The organism is Faecalibacterium sp. AF27-11BH, assembly GCF_003603005.1.
Taxonomy (GTDB): Bacteria; Bacillota; Clostridia; order Oscillospirales; family Ruminococcaceae; genus Faecalibacterium; species Faecalibacterium taiwanense.
In genome coordinates this window covers 176,314-192,154 of the sequence record NZ_QVGS01000004.1, presented here as the reverse complement: position 1 = coordinate 192,154, position 15,841 = coordinate 176,314, and the positions used below count along the sequence as shown (strand labels likewise).

Sequence of the window (15,841 nt, the reverse complement as noted above, 5' to 3'; positions counted from 1 at the left end):
AACTTTTTGTACTGCCGGACGGCGAAGTGGTCCGGGTCTTTCTGTTCCAGCCGCTCAAACATGAGGTCCACCGGGCTTTGAAAGTCCGGGTCATCCTCGCGGGCTTCACTGGCATTTATCATTTCCAGCAGGGTGGTGAAGTTCATTTCCTCTGCCGGGGCCTCATACCAGATGTAGCCGATAAGCGCGGTGTAGAACAGCCGTTCCGACTTCACCCAAAAATCTTCTGCCGATTTTTCGCCCTCGCCCTTGGTGTTGGCGATAAGGGTATTCACCAGCTTCAGCACGTCCTTTTCCGAGTGGATGTAAACAAAGGGGTTGTACTTCATGGACTTGGAAAAGTTTATCGTGTTCAGGATTTTCACCCGGTAGCCTGCCCGCTGGAACATTTGGCCTGTTTCCAGAACCAGTGTGCCTTTTGGGTCTGTGACCACGAAGGAGGTGGGATAGTCGGAAGTGGGGAAACATTGCATGAGGTTGGGCTTCACATAGAAGCGGGTCTTGCCGCTGCCGGAGCCGCCGATCACAAGCACATTTTTATTCCGAGCTGTTTTGGGGTCTTTGGGCCGCCCGGTCATGGTCAGGCGTTCGGTCTGGGTCAGCAGGATGTTGTTTTCAAACTTGGGGTCGATGTAGGGGGCAATGTCCTTGGCGGTGCCCCATCGGGCAGAGCCGTATTCCTCGCCCTTGCGGTACTTCTTGGCGTTCTTGCCCTTGCTGTACACGATGAGCCGGACAGCCACCGCCCCGGCAACGCCCACGCACAGGTCAAACGGATGCAGGCTGGGCAGCGGGTTTGCAAAGGCGGCGGAGATGCCGCTCGTCAGGTGGAGCAGCTTTGCCGAAGCATCCGCGCCCGCAGCCAGACGGTACGCCTGCCCGCATTTGGCGAACAGGTACACGAACAGCAGATACGGCAGATTCAGCAACAGCAGCTTTTTCAGTTCAGGCTTCATCGTTCCAGCCCCCTTTGCTTGATTTTTTCCTTCGCACGTTTCGGCTGCTGGGCCGCTTTCTGCTTGGCTGCTGCCAGCACCTTGCGGATAGAGGGCCGCTGCTCCTTGGTGAGCGTTTTGGCCGTGAACTCCCGGAACGCCTGTTCCAAATTGTCTGCATCCTTGGCCTTGAAGATCACGATGTAGTGGGGCGGCTGGGTGGTCTTGTCCTTGCGTAAGGCGAAGTCCACGCCGTACTTCTTGGCGCAGGGCTTGAACGCCCCGATGTTCGCCTCTGTGACTTCAATGTTGGTCAGGGCCGCGCCGTGGGCTTTCAGCTGTTTCAGGCTTTGCTTGCCGTGGTGCAGCTTTGGCCCCTTGGCCCGGTGCTGCAAGTATTTTTTCAGTGCAGCTTGCAACGCTTGGGCGGTGAGTTTGCCCGTTTTCATGGACAGGGCAATGGTTTTCTGGGTGACTTCTTCCTGCAATATGAATCCCTCCTTGTTGCAGAAAATTCAGAGCGGCAGCTAGGGTGGAACCACCAGCCGCCGCAGGTAAAGTGTTCTCATGGATGGGTACTCCTTTCGGTCAGGTGTTGGGCGGGCGGCCCCAATCGGGCTGCGCCATATCGTGCGCCACAAGGGACGCATAGTAGCTGTTGATGGTGCTGGGCGCGTTAAAAAGCATGGCCCGCAGGTATTGCTTGATGTTGCGGACTTTGGTGGTGTTTCTTTGGTGGTGTTATCCCGCAGGCAGTCCATGACGAACTCGATGTGATGGCTGTCCAGCTTCAAGAATTTCGCCTTGACCAACTCTGCCGGGTAATCGTCCCCGGCCACCCGGATGGACTTGCGGCTGGTGCAGACGGTTTCCAGCAGGATGTCCACGATCTCGTCCAGCTGTTCCCGATCTATCCGGGGATTCTGGGTGAGGGTGTCATACTCGATGTTCTCCAGAATCAGGTCCCGGTAGATTTGATAGGCCGCTTCCTTTCGGCTTCCTGTCCGTTCCGGCGGCGGTGCCGCTGCCTCGTCCTCGTCCAAAGGCAAGGGGTTTGGGGAATGGATAGGAATGGAATCGGTATTTAATCCCTCTTTCTTTTGTTTTTCTGTAATTAGTTTATCTTTATTTAATTGCATTGGATTTTCCAACGTAGGGTTTTCCTGCGTGGGATTCTCCAACATTGGATTTTCCAATGTAGGTGAAACCGATGCAGGAATGGGCTGCGGCAGCTCGAAGATCACATAGTCTGCACCGCGCAGCCGCCCTTTCTCGTCCCGTTCTCTGGAACGCTGGATGTAGCCTGCCTGTTCCAGTTCCCGGATAGCCTGCCGTATCGCATCGATGCTTTCCCGGTTGATACGGGCCAGCCCTTGCAGGGTGTAGTCCCAATCTTCCGGCAGGGAGAGCATTTGGGAGAGTAAGCCCTTGGCTTTCAGGGACAAGGCCCGGTTCCGCAGGTGGTGGTTTGACATGACCGTGTAGCCGCTGTTCTTTTCTACCCGAAAAACTGCCATTTCACGGATGCCTCCTTTCGTTGTAAACAAAAAAAGCAGCGTTCATTTGCTCCCGGTGATGGGAGAAGTGAACGCTGCGCGTACTTGATAATTTTTAGGTTGTGTGGTATATAAAAGGCAACTGTTTTTTCAATACAGTTGCCCATCGGGGGTGCGATACAAGCAAGTTGCTATCCGATGACCTCAAAAACAAATTGTACTACGATTGTTTTCAAAAAATGCTGTATCACTACTCGCACCAAGAAAAACCAGTACACATTGTGTGCTGGTTTTTCTTTTTTGTTTGCGCGATGGAAGGGGCTCGAACAGGGCGGCGGCGCATAGCGCCGCAAGCAATCAGCCCAGTGCAACAACGACGACCGCAGCCTGCGGCTGAAACAGGGAGGAGTTGTTGGGGCCGCGTTCTGATTTTTCAAAGCCCTGCCAAGGGGCTGCGGAAAAATCAGCTAACGCAACCCGTTGCTGTTGCTTAGCCCGCGGGTCCCAACGTGTAGGAATGTCTACCGTGGAAGCTGTGGATCGAAAGATTTCATGGCTTTTTTGTTTTGTAAGCCATGGCTGCACGGTTTTTGCACGGTCGGTGTTTTCCATGTCCGATGATGTAGGGCGCTGTATTGCATTGCAATCAGTGCCCTTTTTTGCATCAGGTGAGCAGGGCCAAGCGGAGCTTTGCCTTCATTTCCGGGTCGGCATCCTTGAGCAATTCCAAAAGAGCCGTCATGGAGATGGTGGGTTCGCCTGCGGCGGGTACAGCCTGCGGGCTGAGAGCGTCGGGCTTGGCATAGAAGCCACTTTCAAACTTCTTGCCCAGCTCCACACGGGAGGACTGCTGGATAAGTCGGGCAAAGACTTCCTTGAGGATGTTCTCCACTTTTTTAGCGTGAAAATGTAAAAGACTAACTGTATATTTCAGGTTTCGGAAAGAAGTTTCCCCTCCTCCAGCATCTTTTTCACCTCGCGCAGGTCTTTGCACTCGGCGGTGTACAGACGGCGCATCTCGTCGTCGGCGGGGGCAAGGTCCGGCACCATCACGGTGACAAAGCCGCCACGCGCACCGGCGCGCACGCCGTTGTAGCTGTCCTCCAGCACCAGCGTTTCAGCTGGGGTGGTGCCCAGCGCCTTGGCCGCGGTGAGGAAGATCTCCGGGTCGGGCTTGGACGTGGAGAACTGCTCGCCGGAAATAAGGGCCTGAAAGTGATCGGTCATGTGCCAGTTGTTGAGGTGCCGCAGGATGGATGCCATCCGGCTGGAGGAAGCCACCACCATGGGAATGTGCTGCGCTTCCAGATAGGCGATGAGTTCATCCAGACCCGGCTTTTTGGGCGGCGGTGCCTGAAAGGCCGTCTCTGCCTGCGCGTGCAGGGCATCTATGATGGCATCGGTGTCGCAGTCCGGGCCGTAGAAGCGGCGCAGCACCGCCCGCATGGAGTCGCCTGCCGTGCCCCGGACGGCGTCGTCCAGCCCTTCCTTATAAGGAAGACCCAGTGTGGCCAGTGCGGGCTTCCACAGGGTGGCCCAGATGCGCTCGGTGTCGAACATCAGCCCGTCCATATCAAAAATAACACCTTTTATCATTGTGCAAAAGCTCCTTTCTGAGCCTGTAAGATCCAGCTTATGCCCTCATTGTATCATATTTTGGGCAGTTTGCACATGGAAAAGCAGGCAATTTAGCGCAACTTAACCTGTCCAAAGATGAAAGATTTTTCGTTTCCTTGTAAATCACATTCATATTATTATAATAGAAAACAACATTCGGTGTTTGCGGGCGCATTTTCATTCGCTGCGCCCGAGATCAGGAAAGAGGGAAAATAAATCATGTTGGATATCAAGATCACCCGTACCACTGCTCCGAAGGCAAAGCCTGACGAGAGCAATCTGGGTTTTGGCAAGAAGTTCACCGACCATATGTTCGTGATGGATTACACCGAGGGCGAAGGCTGGCACGATGCCCGCATTGTCCCCTACGGCCCCTTTGAACTGGACCCGGCTACTGTCGTGTTCCACTACGCTCAGGAGATCTTTGAGGGCATGAAGGCATACCGCACGGCCGATGATACCGTCCAGCTGTTCCGCCCGGACTGCAACGCAAAGCGTTTCCAGGACTCCGCCGACCGTCTGTGCATCCCCAAGATCCCTGTGGAGGACTACATTCAGGCCGTTGAAACTCTGGTGGACGTGGACCGTGACTGGGTGCCCCATTCCGACGGTGCTTCCCTGTATATCCGTCCCTTCGTGTTCGCAAACGACGTGGGTCTGGGTGTGCACGCTTCCAAGCACTACATTTTCTGCATCATCTGCGCTCCCTCGGGTGCTTACTACGCCGAGGGCATCAACCCCGTGCGCATCTACGTGGAAGACGAGTACATCCGTGCCGCTCCCGGCCTGACCGGCTTCACCAAGTGCGGCGGCAACTACGCTGCTTCCATCAAGGCCGGCGAGCTGGCCGAGGAGCAGGGCTACGCACAGGTGCTGTGGCTGGACGGCGTGGAGAAGAAGTACGTCGAGGAAGTTGGCAGCATGAACATCATGTTCAAGATCGACGGCAAGGTGTACACCGCTGCTACCGTCGGCACCGTTCTGCCCGGCGTTACCCGCCGCAGCTGCATCGAGCTGCTGAAGGACTGGGGCTATGAGGTCGTCGAGGGCAAGATCGCCATTGCCGACATCATGGCTGCTGCCCGCGAAGGCAAGCTGGAAGAGGTGTTCGGCACCGGTACCGCCGCTGTCGTCTCCCCCGTCAAGGAGCTGGTCTGGAAGGGCGAGCACGCCTACATCGGCGACGGCAAGATCGGCCCTGTCACCCAGAAGCTGTACGACACCATGACCGGTATGCAGTGGGGCAAGATCCCCGATACCAAGGGCTGGATCGTGCCTGTTGAGAAAAAGAACTGATCCCGATTCTCCGGAGAGAACCTTTTTATTCAGAATAGCAGCAAACGCCGCCAGGCCTCCGCTCGGCGGCGTTTGCCGTATATTAGGATAACGTCCTCGCCCTCTCCGTCTGCTCGCTTTGCTCGCATCCACCTCTCCCAAAGTGAGAGCCCTTGGCAAAACCGGAAACTTTACCGTACTGCCAAAGCCTCCCTCATTGAGGGAGGTGGCATCGCGCAGCGATGACGGAAGGAGTATCCGTCAAACCTCCAAAATTTCCCGGCGCAATTGCTTTCTGTGCCCTGCAGTGCTAAACTGAAAACAGAACAGCGGCCTGCATTGCGGCAGGCGTGCGGGAAAGATTGAGAGGAATGGACCCATGGTCAAAAAATGGAGCGTGAGCTACCCTGCCGTCAACGGCACCGAGCAGCGCAGAGTATATGTTTATCTGCCCACGATGTATGAAGCTGACCCCGACCGCCGGTATCCGGTGCTGTATATGTTCGACGGCCAGAACGTCTTTTTTGACGAGGATGCCACCTTTGGCAAAAGCTGGGGCGTGGCCAATTATCTGGACTACACCGACACCCCGCTGATCGTGGCGGCGGTGGAGTGCAACGCCGGAGCCAACAACGAACGGCTGGTGGAGTATTCGCCCTACCGGTTCGACGACCCGCAGTTCGGCCACTTCGACGGCATGGGTCAGGCCACCATGAGCTGGTATATCCACCGGTTCAAACCCTTCATCGACCGCAACTTCCGCACCCTGCCCGACCGGGAGCACACCTTCATCGGCGGTAGCAGCATGGGCGGCCTGATGAGCTTGTACGCCCTTTTGCAGTACAACGACACTTTCAGCCGTGCGGCGGCGCTGTCGCCGTCCATCTGGGTGTCGCCGGAAAAGCTTTCCGGCCTTGTGGGCCGCGCAAAGCTGGAGCCGGGCACCGTGCTGTACATGGACTACGGCTCCCGCGAGATGGGCAACCACGACGGGATGCGCTGCGGCTTTGCAGAGATGTGCGCAAAGGCCATGACCCGGGGCATCCACCTTACCAGCCGCATCGTGCCCGGCGGCACCCACAGCGAAGCCAGCTGGGAAAAACAGCTGCCCTTTATGTTCCATACTCTGATGTATGAGGTGGAGGAGTAAACCCTAAAAGGAGGAAACACCATGGAAATGCAGTATTTTAAGGACTACAGCCCGGCGCTGGGCCGCGACATGGAGTGCAAAATTTACGGCCACGCAGGCCGCCCGATGCTGTACATCCCCTGTCAGGATGGCCGCTTCTTCGATTTTGAGAACTTCCACATGGCCGACACCCTTGCCCCATGGATCGATGCCGGTAAGATCATGGTGATCTCCATTGATACCATGGACAAGGAGACCTGGTCCGACACGCAGGGTGACCCCTATTGGCGCATCCGCCGCTATGAGCAGTGGCTGCGCTATATCGTGGAGGAGGCTGTGCCCAAGATCCAGTATCTGGCCAAGGAGCGCAACGGCTGGGACGACCTGCCCGGTGTCATTGCCTTTGGCTGCAGTCTGGGCGCTACCCATGCGGTCAACCTGTACCTGCGCCGCCCGGATGTGTTCTGCGGCTGTCTGGCCCTCAGCGGCATCTACACGGCCCACTATGGCTTCGGCAATTATATGGACGAGCTGGTGTACATGAACTCGCCCGTGGACTACATGAAGAACTTCCCGGAGGATCACCCCTACATGCAGCTGTTCCGCAGCCAGAAGGCGGTCATCTGCTGCGGTCAGGGCGACTGGGAGCAGCCGGATACCACATGGTTCCTCAAGCGCATCTTCGAGGCAAAGAACATCCCCATCTGGGTAGACCTGTGGGGCCACGATGTGAACCACGACTGGAACTGGTGGTATAAGCAGACTGCATATTACATGCCGTATATTCTGGGCGAGTAAAATGGCTCGCCCTCTCAGTCACCTTCGGTGACAGCTCCCCCAAAGGGGGAGCCTTTGGCAAAACCAAAAGGCCTTGCCGTACTGCCAAGGCCTCTCCCTTTGACAGATTTCCCCCGGTCGGGGGAAGATGTCGCGCAAGCGACAGAAAGGGGAACGAGGTGGACGCGAGCTTTGCGAGCGGACGGAGAGGGCGAGGCCGCCTTTATAGAGGTTTATAGAGGAAAGAGGAATCGTAAAACCATGCAGAATTTCATTTTTATTTCGCCCAACTTCCCCACCAACTACTGGCAGTTCTGCCGTGAGCTGAAAAACAACGGCATGAACGTGCTGGGCATCGGCGACCAGCCCTACGATGAGCTGAAGCCGGAGCTGAAGGACAGCCTGAACGAGTACTACAAGGTGGGCAGTCTGGAAAACTACGACGAGGTCTACCGCGCCGTGGCCTTCTTTGCATTCAAGTATGGCCGAATCGACTGGCTGGAGTCCAACAATGAATACTGGCTGGAGCGGGACGCAGCCCTGCGCACCGATTTCCACATCACCTCCGGCTTCCAGACCTCCGATATGCCCCGCATCAAGTACAAGAGCAAGATGAAGGAGTATTACCAGAAGGCCGGCATCGCCACCGCACGCTACCACATGGTGGACGATTACGAGGGCTGCCGGAAGTTCATCGACGAGGTGGGCTACCCGGTGGTGGTAAAGCCGGATAACGGCGTGGGCGCATCCGACACCCACAAGCTGTCCAGCGACGAGGATCTGAAAAAGTTCCTCGTGCAGAAGACGGCCCATCACCCGGATGTGGAGTACATCATGGAGGAGTTCGTCCGGGCCGAGGTGAACAGCTACGATGCCATCATCGATGCCAACGGCAACCCCATCTTTGAGGCCGGCAACGTCAGCCCCATGTCCATCATGGATATCGTCAACGACAACGACAACTCCATCTACTACATCATCAAGGACCTGCCCGAGGACACCCGCGCTGCAGGCCGTGCCGCCGTCAAGAGCTTTGGCGTGAAGAGCCGCTTCATCCACTTTGAGTTCTTCCGCATGACCGAGAATCAGGCCAGCATGGGCAAAAAGGGCCAGATCGTGGCGCTGGAGGTCAACATGCGCCCCTGCGGCGGCTTCACCCCGGATATGATCAACTTTGCCCGCTCCACCAACGTGTATAAGATCTGGGCCGATATGATCGCCTTTGGCGGCACCGATATGCCGGTGGGCGAGCACTTCTACTGCCCGTTTGCAGGCCGCCGCGACGGCAAGCACTTTGTGTACAGCCACGAGCAGATCATGCAGAAGTACCAGCAGAACATGCGCATGGTGGACCGCATGCCGGACGCGCTGAGCGGCGCCATGGGCAACCAGATGTACGTTGCCACCTTCTCCACCCGCGAGGGCATGGAGCAGTTCTACGCCGACGTGCTGGCCACCACCGATGCCACGAATGCCGCAGCTCAGAAGGAGCTGAGCAGCATTCTGGCTCTGGGCGAGCCGGAGACCACCCCGGCGGAAAAGCCCGCCGCTCCTGCCGCTAAAAAGGCACGCACCACAAAGAAAAAGTAAGAATACGCTCAAAAAGCCCCGGAATGGCGTGCCCGTTCCGGGGCTTTTCGTTGTCCCTTTCTGCAAAGTGTGCTATACTGTTGCCAGACATTTTATTGGGAACGAGGTACATCTATGAAAATTCCTGCAAACGGCTTCACCCACGCCGGCAAGTTCCACGCCGACGATGTGTTTGCCACTGCCCTGCTGCAAATTTTGCGCCCGGACATCAAGATCACCCGCGGCTTTGTGGTGCCGGATGATTTTGACGGCATCGTGTACGATGTGGGCTTTGGTATGTTCGACCACCATCAGGAGCCGCGGGAGTGCCGCCCCAATGGCGTGCCCTATGCGGCCTTCGGCCTGCTGTGGCGGGTGCTCGGCCCCGGCCTTGTGGGTGAGCGTCAGGCCCGGCTCATTGACGAGAACTTCATCCAGCCGCTGGACCTCAACGATAACACCGGCGAGCAGAACAGCCTGTGCGATGCCATTGGCTTTTTTAACCCGGTGTGGGACTCCAAAGAGGATCAGGACACCTGCTTTTTCAAGGCGGTGGCCGTGGCAAAGCAGATCTTGGAAAACCAGATCGCCAGCGCCAACGCCGTGAACCGCGCCGACGAAAAGGTGCAGCAGGCTTACAAAAACTCCCGGGACGGCATCGTGGTACTGCCCTGCTATCTGCCGTGGAAGAACGGCCTGTACAAGACGGACGCGTTGTTCGTGGTCTACCCCAGCCAGCGCGGCGGCTGGAGCGCCCAGTGCGTCACCGACCACAAGACCAAGCGCCCCAAGCTGCCCTTCCCCCAGAGCTGGGCCGGCCAGCCGCAGGAGGTCATTGAGCAGAAGAGCGGCATCCCGGGCATCAGCTTCTGCCACGCCAGCCGCTTCCTCATCACCGCCAAGGATAAGGAGACCGCCCTTGCCGCCTGCCGTCAGGTGTTAAAGAACAATGGCCGCATCTGAGCCGTGCGCCCGGCCAAAGCCCGCCTTTGTGTATATGGTGCGGTGTACCGGCGGTACGCTGTACACCGGCTGGACCACCGACCCTGCCGCCCGCCTGCGCGCCCACCAGAGCGGACGCGGCGCAAAGTACACCCGTGCCAGAGGGGCCGGGGGCTTTGCCTATCTGGAACTGTGCGCGGATAAGCGCGCCGCCCTGCGGCGGGAGTATGCCCTCAAGCAGCTGCCCAAGGCCCAGAAGGAACTGCTGTGCCGCGCATGGAGCGCGGCGGGCGGGCCATTTTCCGGCGCATAAAGCGAAAACGAAACCCGGGACTCTTTCAGGGCCAGACGGCTCACAAAAGGGTCCCGGGCTTTTTGTTTTTGCGGTGTGAATTCTTTCCGTGTGCTGTAGTCCGCACATGCCCCGGACGGGATGCATGTGCCCCGAATATATACTGTGCAAATGCATGAAATATGAATATATTCCTAAAATAACGCATAAAGATGCAACATGAACGAAAAACGGGTGCCGGAAGCAAAAAAGGTTTGTATGGTTTTGTTATTGACGAAAAAACAGCGCGGCGTATAATAAAAGCATCAACCGAAACGCAACGGAAGAGGATGCGAAGGGAAAGTGCGCATCAGAAAACAAAAGTGTATTTTTATGAAAAAGGAGCGTCACCTATGAAAAAGGAAAACATCAAAAAAGTCGTGCTGGCTTACTCCGGCGGTCTGGACACCTCCATCATCATTCCCTGGCTGAAGGAAAACTACAACAACTGCGAGGTCGTCGCTGTCTCCGGTGACGTGGGTCAGGGCACCGAGCTGGACGGTCTGGAAGAAAAGGCCAAGGCTACCGGCGCTTCCAAGCTGTACGTGCTGGACCTGAAGAAGGACTTTGTGGAGAACTACATCTTCCCCACCCTGAAGTTCGGCGCGAAGTACGAAGATTACCTGCTGGGCACCAGCTTTGCACGTCCGTGCATCGCCAAGGCTCTGGCGGATATCGCCATCAAGGAAGGTGCAGATGCCATCTGCCACGGCTGCACCGGCAAGGGCAATGATCAGGTGCGTTTTGAGCTGACCCTCAAGGCCCTGTGCCCCGATATGGCCATCATTGCTCCGTGGCGTGAGTGGGATATCAAGAGCCGTGACGAGGAGATCGACTACGCCGAGGCTCACCACATCCCCCTGAAGATCAACCGCGAGACCAACTACTCCAAGGACAAGAACCTGTGGCACCTGAGCCACGAGGGCCTCGATCTGGAAAGCCCCGCCAACGAGCCCCAGTACAACAAGCCCGGCTTCCTGGAGCTGGGCATCAGCCCCGAGCAGGCTCCCGATAAGCCCACCTATGTGACCATCCACTTTGAAAAGGGCATCCCCACCGCCGTGGACGGCAAGGAGATGGGCGCTGTGGAGCTGGTGGAGCACCTGAACAAGCTGGGCGGCGAGAACGGCATCGGCCTGCTGGATATCGTGGAGAACCGTCTGGTGGGCATGAAGAGCCGCGGTGTGTACGAGACCCCCGGCGGTGCCATCCTGTACAAGGCCATCAATGTGCTGGAGACCATCACTCTGGATAAGGAAAGCTCTCACTTCAAGGCTCAGCTGGCCCAGAAGTATGCCGATATCGTTTACAACGGCCAGTGGTTCACCCCGCTGCGCGAGGCTCTGGATGCCTTTGCCGACAGTCTGGAAAAGACCGTCACCGGCGATGTGAAGCTCAAGCTCTACAAGGGCAACATGATCAACGCCGGTGTCACCTCTCCGTACACCCTGTACGACGAGCAGACCGCTTCCTTCGGTGAGGACGAGGAGTACAATCAGGCTGATGCAACAGGCTTCATCAACCTGTTCGGCCTGTCCATCAAGGAGCGCGCAAAGCTGTCCAAGAACTGGCCGGAGGTCAAGTAAGCAGCTATAACATCTTCCCTTTCGTGTGTTTTCACACTTTCACACGGAAGTTCCATCCAACCGGCATCGTTGCCGGCGGCACCGCCGCAGGAGCGTTTTCCCCTGCGGCGGCTTTGCCGTTTTTAGAAGAAATAAAATGAGCGGCAAAAACTCCTTCCGTCACCTTCGGTGACACCTCCCTCAAAGAGGGAGGCGTTTATCAGCTGACCGTAACGTTAAGGCTCCCTCCCAGAGGGAGCTGGCACGGCATCAGCCGTGACTGAGGGAGTGAATAGGGCGAGCCGCCTATCAGTAAAGGATAAAATTATGGCAGAACAACTCTGGAAGGGCCGTTTTTCCAAGGCCGTGGATTCCCGCGTGAACGACTTCAACTCCTCCATCCGCTTCGATCAGCGCATGATCGCGCAGGATATGCGCGGCAGCGGCGTGCACGCCGCCATGCTGGCAAAGCAGGGCATCATCTCGGAAAAGGACTGTGAGGACATCCTCAACGGTCTGGCTTCCATCGCCGACGATCTGGCAGCCGGCAGGCTGGAGATCGACCCTAATGCCGAGGATGTGCACACCTTTGTGGAGCAGACCCTCACTGCCCGCATCGGCGACGCCGGCAAACGGCTGCACACCGGCCGCAGCCGCAACGATCAGGTGGCGCTGGATATCCGCCTGACCCTGCGGGACTACAGCCACACCCTGCAGGCCTACATTGTGGAGCTCATCAAGGTCATCTGCAAAAAGGCCGGTGAGAACACCACCGCCGTCATGCCCGGCTATACCCATCTGCAGCGCGCCCAGCCCATCACCTTTGGCCACGCCCTGATGGCATATGCATCCATGCTGCTGCGCGACCTGCAGCGCTTTGAGGATGCCACCGCCCGCATGGACGCACAGTGCCCGCTGGGCAGCGGCGCGCTGGCTGGCACCACCTACCCGCTGGACCGCCAGTTCACCGCCGAAAAGCTGGGCTTTGCGGCTCCCTGCGCCAACAGTCTGGACGGCGTGTCCGACCGCGATTTCTGCATCGAGCTGGCAAACGCCATCTCCATCTGCATGATGCACCTGTCCCGGCTTTCCGAGGAGATCATCCTCTGGTGCAGCTGGGAGTTCAAGTTCATTGAGCTGGATGATGCCTTTACCACCGGCTCTTCCATCATGCCGCAGAAGAAGAACCCCGACGTCACCGAGCTGATCCGCGGCAAGACCGGCCGCGTCTACGGCGACCTGAACACCCTTCTGGTGATGATGAAGGGCATTCCCCTCGCCTACAACAAGGACATGCAGGAGGACAAGGAAGCTATCTTCGACGCAGTGGATACGCTGGAGCTGTGCCTGAAGACGGTCACTCCCATGCTGGACACCATGAAGACCCTGCCGGCCAACATGCGCCGCGCCGCCGCCAAGGGCTTCATCAACGCCACCGACTGCGCCGACTACCTCACCAAGAAGGGGATGCCCTTCCGCGATGCCTACAAGCTGACCGGCTGCATGGTGTCCGACTGCATCGCAAAGGACAAAACCCTTGAAGAGCTGACCCTCGACGAGTTCAAGGGCTACAGCGCTCTGTTCGAGAACGATATCTACGATGCCATTGATCTGGTCAAGTGCTGCGAGGGCCGCACCAGCTACGGCGGCCCCAGCGAAGCCAGCGTGAACAACCAGATCGCACTGGCAAACGCACAGCTGGATGCGTGGGAGGAAAAGAACGCATGAGCGTGAAAGTTTTTATTGATGGCTCTTCCGGCACCACCGGCCTGCGCATTGCCGACCGTCTGGCACAACGCCCGGAGATCGAGCTGCTTTCCATTTCCGCAGAGGGCCGCAAGGATGTGAACGAGCGCGCGAAGGTCATCAACTCTGCCGACCTCGCCTTCCTTTGCCTGCCGGATGCCGCTTCCAAAGAGGTCATGCCCCTGCTGCGCCCGGACGTGAAGGTGCTGGACACCTCCACCGCCTTCCGCACCGATGCCGCATGGGACTACGGCTTCCCGGAACTGGCGGGCCAGAAGGAAAAAATCAAAAACTCCTGCCGCGTGGCAGTGCCCGGCTGCTATGCCAGCGGCTTTATCAGCATTGCCCGCCCGCTGGTGGAGCTGGGCCTTGCACCGGCAGATTATCCCTTCAGCTGTACCGGCATCTCCGGCTACTCCGGCGGCGGCAAAAAGATGATCGCCGAGTACGAGAGCGCTGATCGCCCGGCGCACAGCAAGCTGGATGCACCCAAGAGCTACGGTCTGGGCCTTGCCCATAAGCACCTGCCGGAAATGCAGAAGATCAGCGGCCTTGCCCACACCCCCATGTTCGTGCCCGTGGTGTGCGATTACTACTGCGGCATGCAGGTGCTGGTGCCGCTGGATCTGACGCTGGCGGGCAGCACCGCCGAACAGGTGGCCGAGGGCATTGCGGCATATTACAAGGATGCTGCCACCGTCAAGGTGCACGCTCTGAACGAAGCCCTGCCGGAGAACGGCCTGTACTCCAATGCCATGGCCGGTACCGACCGCATGGAGCTGTACATGACCGTGAACGCTGCAGGCGACCAGATGATGCTGGTCTCCCTGTTTGATAATCTGGGCAAAGGCTCTTCCGGCGCGGCCGTCCAGTGCATGAACCTGATGCTGGGGCTGGAAGAGACCAAAGGGTTGGAATAAAGATGGCTCGTACACGGGCAGCGTCCTCGCCCTCTCCGTCTTTGCTTCGCAAATCCACCTCTCCCAAAGGGAGAGGCCTTGGCAAAAAGATGAAGTTTGCGTGGACTGCCAAGGGCTCCCACTTTGGGGGAGCTGGCGAACGTATGTGAGCCTGAGAGGGCTAGCCCGTTCGAGTGAGAAGTATTTCTTTGTGGGAAAGGAAGATCATTATGCAGTATCAAGAAGTTGCGGGCGGCATCTGCGCGCCCAAGGGCTTTGCAGCGGCTGGCGTGCACTGCGGCATCCGCGCAAACCATGCAGAAAAATACGATCTGGCACTCATCAAGGCGGACGTGCGCTGCGCCGCCGCCGGTGTGTACACCACCAACAAGGTCTGCGGCGCACCCATCAAGGTGGACCGTGCCCACCTGAAGGACGGCTACGCACAGGCGATCATCGTGAACAGCGGCAACGCCAACACCTGCGCCGCCAACGGCGTGGCTCTGGCCGAAGAATGCTGTGAGCTGGTGGGCAAGGAGCTGGGCATCGACCCGCAGGACGTTCTGCCCGCTTCCACCGGTGTCATCGGTCAGCCCATGGTCATCGACCCCTTTGCCCGGGGCATCCCTGCCGCCGCCGCAAAGCTGGCTGCGGACGAGCAGGGCAGCACCGATGCCGCCACCGCCATCATGACCACCGACACCCACAAAAAGGAATACGCCATCCAGTTCGAGCTGGGCGGCAAGACCTGCACGGTGGGTGCCATTGGCAAGGGCAGCGGCATGATCGCCCCCAATATGGCCACCATGCTGGCGTTCTACACCACCGATGCGGCGGTGTCCCCCATCCTGCTGGAAAAGGCCCTCAAGACCGTGGTGCCCGGCACCTACAACCAGATGAGCGTGGATCTGGACACCTCCACCAACGATACCTTGATCATCATGGCTTCCGGCCTTGCAGGCAACCCGGAGATCTGCGAGGAGAATGCGGACTACGAAGCCTTTGTTGCCGCGCTCACCGCCATTGCAGAGCACATGTGTGCCGAGCACGCCGGTGACGGCGAGGGTGCCACCCACCTCATCACCTGCGAAGTGACCCACGCCCCCGACCTGAAGACCGCCCGTGCCGTCAGCCGCAGCGTGGTGTGCTCCAACCTGTTCAAGGCCGCAGTGTTCGGCCGCGATGCCAACTGGGGCCGCATCCTGTGCGCCATCGGCTACACCCCCGGCGATTTCTCCATTGATAAGGTCTGCGTGTGGCTTTCCAGCAAGGCCGGTGAGGTGTATGTGTGCGAAAACGCCGCCTACCACCCCTACAGCGAGGACGAAGCCGCCAAGGTGCTGGCTGAGCACGATGTGCTGGTCAAGGTGGACATGGGCACCGGCGATGCATCCGCCAAGGCATGGGGCTGCGATCTGACCTACGATTACGTCAAGATCAACGGCGACTACCGCACCTGATAACCCTCTCAGGCGCTGCGCGCCAGCTCCCCCGAAGGGGGAGCTTAAAACGAACGACAAGCAGCTGATTTTATGAAATAAAGTGACCCGTCCGGCAAAA

The 15,841-nt window shown here is 58.1% G+C and carries 14 protein-coding genes and 2 pseudogenes; 10 read left to right on the top strand and 6 right to left on the bottom strand.

Going from position 1 to position 15,841, the window contains the following annotated elements:
• From DWY76_RS06500 to DWY76_RS06480, 6 genes and pseudogenes are all read right to left on the bottom strand, one after another.
• Window positions 1–956: type IV secretory system conjugative DNA transfer family protein (locus DWY76_RS06500; protein WP_133300798.1), on the bottom strand; the 956-nt coding region annotated here is incomplete at its 3' end.
• On the bottom strand, window positions 953–1,423 hold the full coding sequence (locus DWY76_RS06495) for a PcfB family protein (protein ID WP_120021092.1): 471 nt from the start codon (window positions 1,421–1,423) through the stop codon (window positions 953–955). The genes DWY76_RS06500 and DWY76_RS06495, both read right to left, overlap by 4 nt.
• Window positions 1,424–1,523: 100 nt before the next feature.
• A pseudogene (locus DWY76_RS06490) lies at window positions 1,524–2,452 on the bottom strand (DUF6017 domain-containing protein).
• Between the two features lie 336 nt (window positions 2,453–2,788).
• On the bottom strand, window positions 2,789–3,043 hold the full coding sequence (locus DWY76_RS13975; RefSeq protein WP_165852582.1) for a hypothetical protein: 255 nt from the start codon (window positions 3,041–3,043) through the stop codon (window positions 2,789–2,791).
• A 52-nt stretch (window positions 3,044–3,095) separates the two neighbouring features.
• A pseudogene (locus DWY76_RS06485) lies at window positions 3,096–3,389 on the bottom strand (hypothetical protein); the annotation flags it as partial.
• Window positions 3,362–4,027: an HAD family phosphatase gene (locus tag DWY76_RS06480; RefSeq protein WP_120080497.1), complete on the bottom strand. Its 666-nt coding sequence runs from the start codon at window positions 4,025–4,027 to the stop codon at window positions 3,362–3,364. The gene DWY76_RS06480 and the pseudogene DWY76_RS06485, both read right to left, overlap by 28 nt.
• Window positions 4,028–4,267: 240 nt before the next feature.
• Here DWY76_RS06480 and DWY76_RS06475 point away from each other — a divergent pair, with 240 nt between their 5' ends.
• From DWY76_RS06475 to argJ, 10 genes are all read left to right on the top strand, one after another.
• Complete coding sequence (locus tag DWY76_RS06475) at window positions 4,268–5,344, top strand: branched-chain amino acid aminotransferase (protein WP_005939052.1); 1,077 nt, start codon at window positions 4,268–4,270, stop codon at window positions 5,342–5,344.
• A gap of 358 nt (window positions 5,345–5,702) precedes the next feature.
• Window positions 5,703–6,473 carry an alpha/beta hydrolase-fold protein gene (locus tag DWY76_RS06470; protein WP_120080495.1) on the top strand — a complete coding sequence of 257 codons (771 nt, stop codon included), beginning with the start codon at window positions 5,703–5,705 and terminating at the stop codon, window positions 6,471–6,473.
• A 21-nt stretch (window positions 6,474–6,494) separates the two neighbouring features.
• On the top strand, window positions 6,495–7,250 hold the full coding sequence (locus tag DWY76_RS06465; RefSeq protein WP_097781095.1) for an alpha/beta hydrolase-fold protein: 756 nt from the start codon (window positions 6,495–6,497) through the stop codon (window positions 7,248–7,250).
• A gap of 240 nt (window positions 7,251–7,490) precedes the next feature.
• Window positions 7,491–8,819 carry an ATP-grasp domain-containing protein gene (locus tag DWY76_RS06460; protein WP_120080493.1) on the top strand — a complete coding sequence of 443 codons (1,329 nt, stop codon included), beginning with the start codon at window positions 7,491–7,493 and terminating at the stop codon, window positions 8,817–8,819.
• Window positions 8,820–8,933: 114 nt separating this feature from the next.
• On the top strand, window positions 8,934–9,761 hold the full coding sequence (locus tag DWY76_RS06455; protein ID WP_120080491.1) for an MYG1 family protein: 828 nt from the start codon (window positions 8,934–8,936) through the stop codon (window positions 9,759–9,761).
• Window positions 9,748–10,053, top strand: a complete 306-nt coding sequence (locus DWY76_RS06450) for a GIY-YIG nuclease family protein (protein ID WP_097774509.1) — start codon at window positions 9,748–9,750, stop codon at window positions 10,051–10,053. Before DWY76_RS06455 ends, DWY76_RS06450 begins: the two co-directional genes overlap by 14 nt.
• 371 nt (window positions 10,054–10,424) lie before the next feature.
• Window positions 10,425–11,657, top strand: a complete 1,233-nt coding sequence (locus DWY76_RS06445; RefSeq protein ID WP_120080490.1) for an argininosuccinate synthase — start codon at window positions 10,425–10,427, stop codon at window positions 11,655–11,657.
• 306 nt (window positions 11,658–11,963) lie between these two features.
• Window positions 11,964–13,364 (top strand): argininosuccinate lyase, encoded by a 1,401-nt coding sequence (argH, locus tag DWY76_RS06440; RefSeq protein WP_005938559.1) that lies wholly within the window; start codon window positions 11,964–11,966, stop codon window positions 13,362–13,364.
• The gene (gene argC, locus DWY76_RS06435) at window positions 13,361–14,302 is read left to right on the top strand and encodes an N-acetyl-gamma-glutamyl-phosphate reductase (RefSeq protein WP_097781099.1); all 942 of its coding nucleotides are present in this window, start codon (window positions 13,361–13,363) and stop codon (window positions 14,300–14,302) included. Before argH ends, argC begins: the two co-directional genes overlap by 4 nt.
• Window positions 14,303–14,511: 209 nt before the next feature.
• Window positions 14,512–15,741 (top strand): bifunctional glutamate N-acetyltransferase/amino-acid acetyltransferase ArgJ, encoded by a 1,230-nt coding sequence (argJ, locus tag DWY76_RS06430; RefSeq protein WP_005938553.1) that lies wholly within the window; start codon window positions 14,512–14,514, stop codon window positions 15,739–15,741.
• The last annotated feature ends 100 nt before the right edge of the window (window positions 15,742–15,841 follow it).

Coding starts and splice junctions, on each gene's coding strand:
- DWY76_RS06480 (WP_120080497.1), bottom strand. CDS start 4,027: ATGATAAAAGGTGTTATTTTTGATATGGACGGGCTGATGTTCGACACC.
- argJ (WP_005938553.1), top strand. CDS start 14,512: ATGCAGTATCAAGAAGTTGCGGGCGGCATCTGCGCGCCCAAGGGCTTT.
- DWY76_RS06450 (WP_097774509.1), top strand. CDS start 9,748: ATGGCCGCATCTGAGCCGTGCGCCCGGCCAAAGCCCGCCTTTGTGTAT.
- DWY76_RS06470 (WP_120080495.1), top strand. CDS start 5,703: ATGGTCAAAAAATGGAGCGTGAGCTACCCTGCCGTCAACGGCACCGAG.
- DWY76_RS06460 (WP_120080493.1), top strand. CDS start 7,491: ATGCAGAATTTCATTTTTATTTCGCCCAACTTCCCCACCAACTACTGG.
- DWY76_RS06465 (WP_097781095.1), top strand. CDS start 6,495: ATGGAAATGCAGTATTTTAAGGACTACAGCCCGGCGCTGGGCCGCGAC.
- DWY76_RS06475 (WP_005939052.1), top strand. CDS start 4,268: ATGTTGGATATCAAGATCACCCGTACCACTGCTCCGAAGGCAAAGCCT.
- DWY76_RS06445 (WP_120080490.1), top strand. CDS start 10,425: ATGAAAAAGGAAAACATCAAAAAAGTCGTGCTGGCTTACTCCGGCGGT.
- argC (WP_097781099.1), top strand. CDS start 13,361: ATGAGCGTGAAAGTTTTTATTGATGGCTCTTCCGGCACCACCGGCCTG.
- argH (WP_005938559.1), top strand. CDS start 11,964: ATGGCAGAACAACTCTGGAAGGGCCGTTTTTCCAAGGCCGTGGATTCC.
- DWY76_RS06455 (WP_120080491.1), top strand. CDS start 8,934: ATGAAAATTCCTGCAAACGGCTTCACCCACGCCGGCAAGTTCCACGCC.
- DWY76_RS13975 (WP_165852582.1), bottom strand. CDS start 3,043: ATGGAAAACACCGACCGTGCAAAAACCGTGCAGCCATGGCTTACAAAA.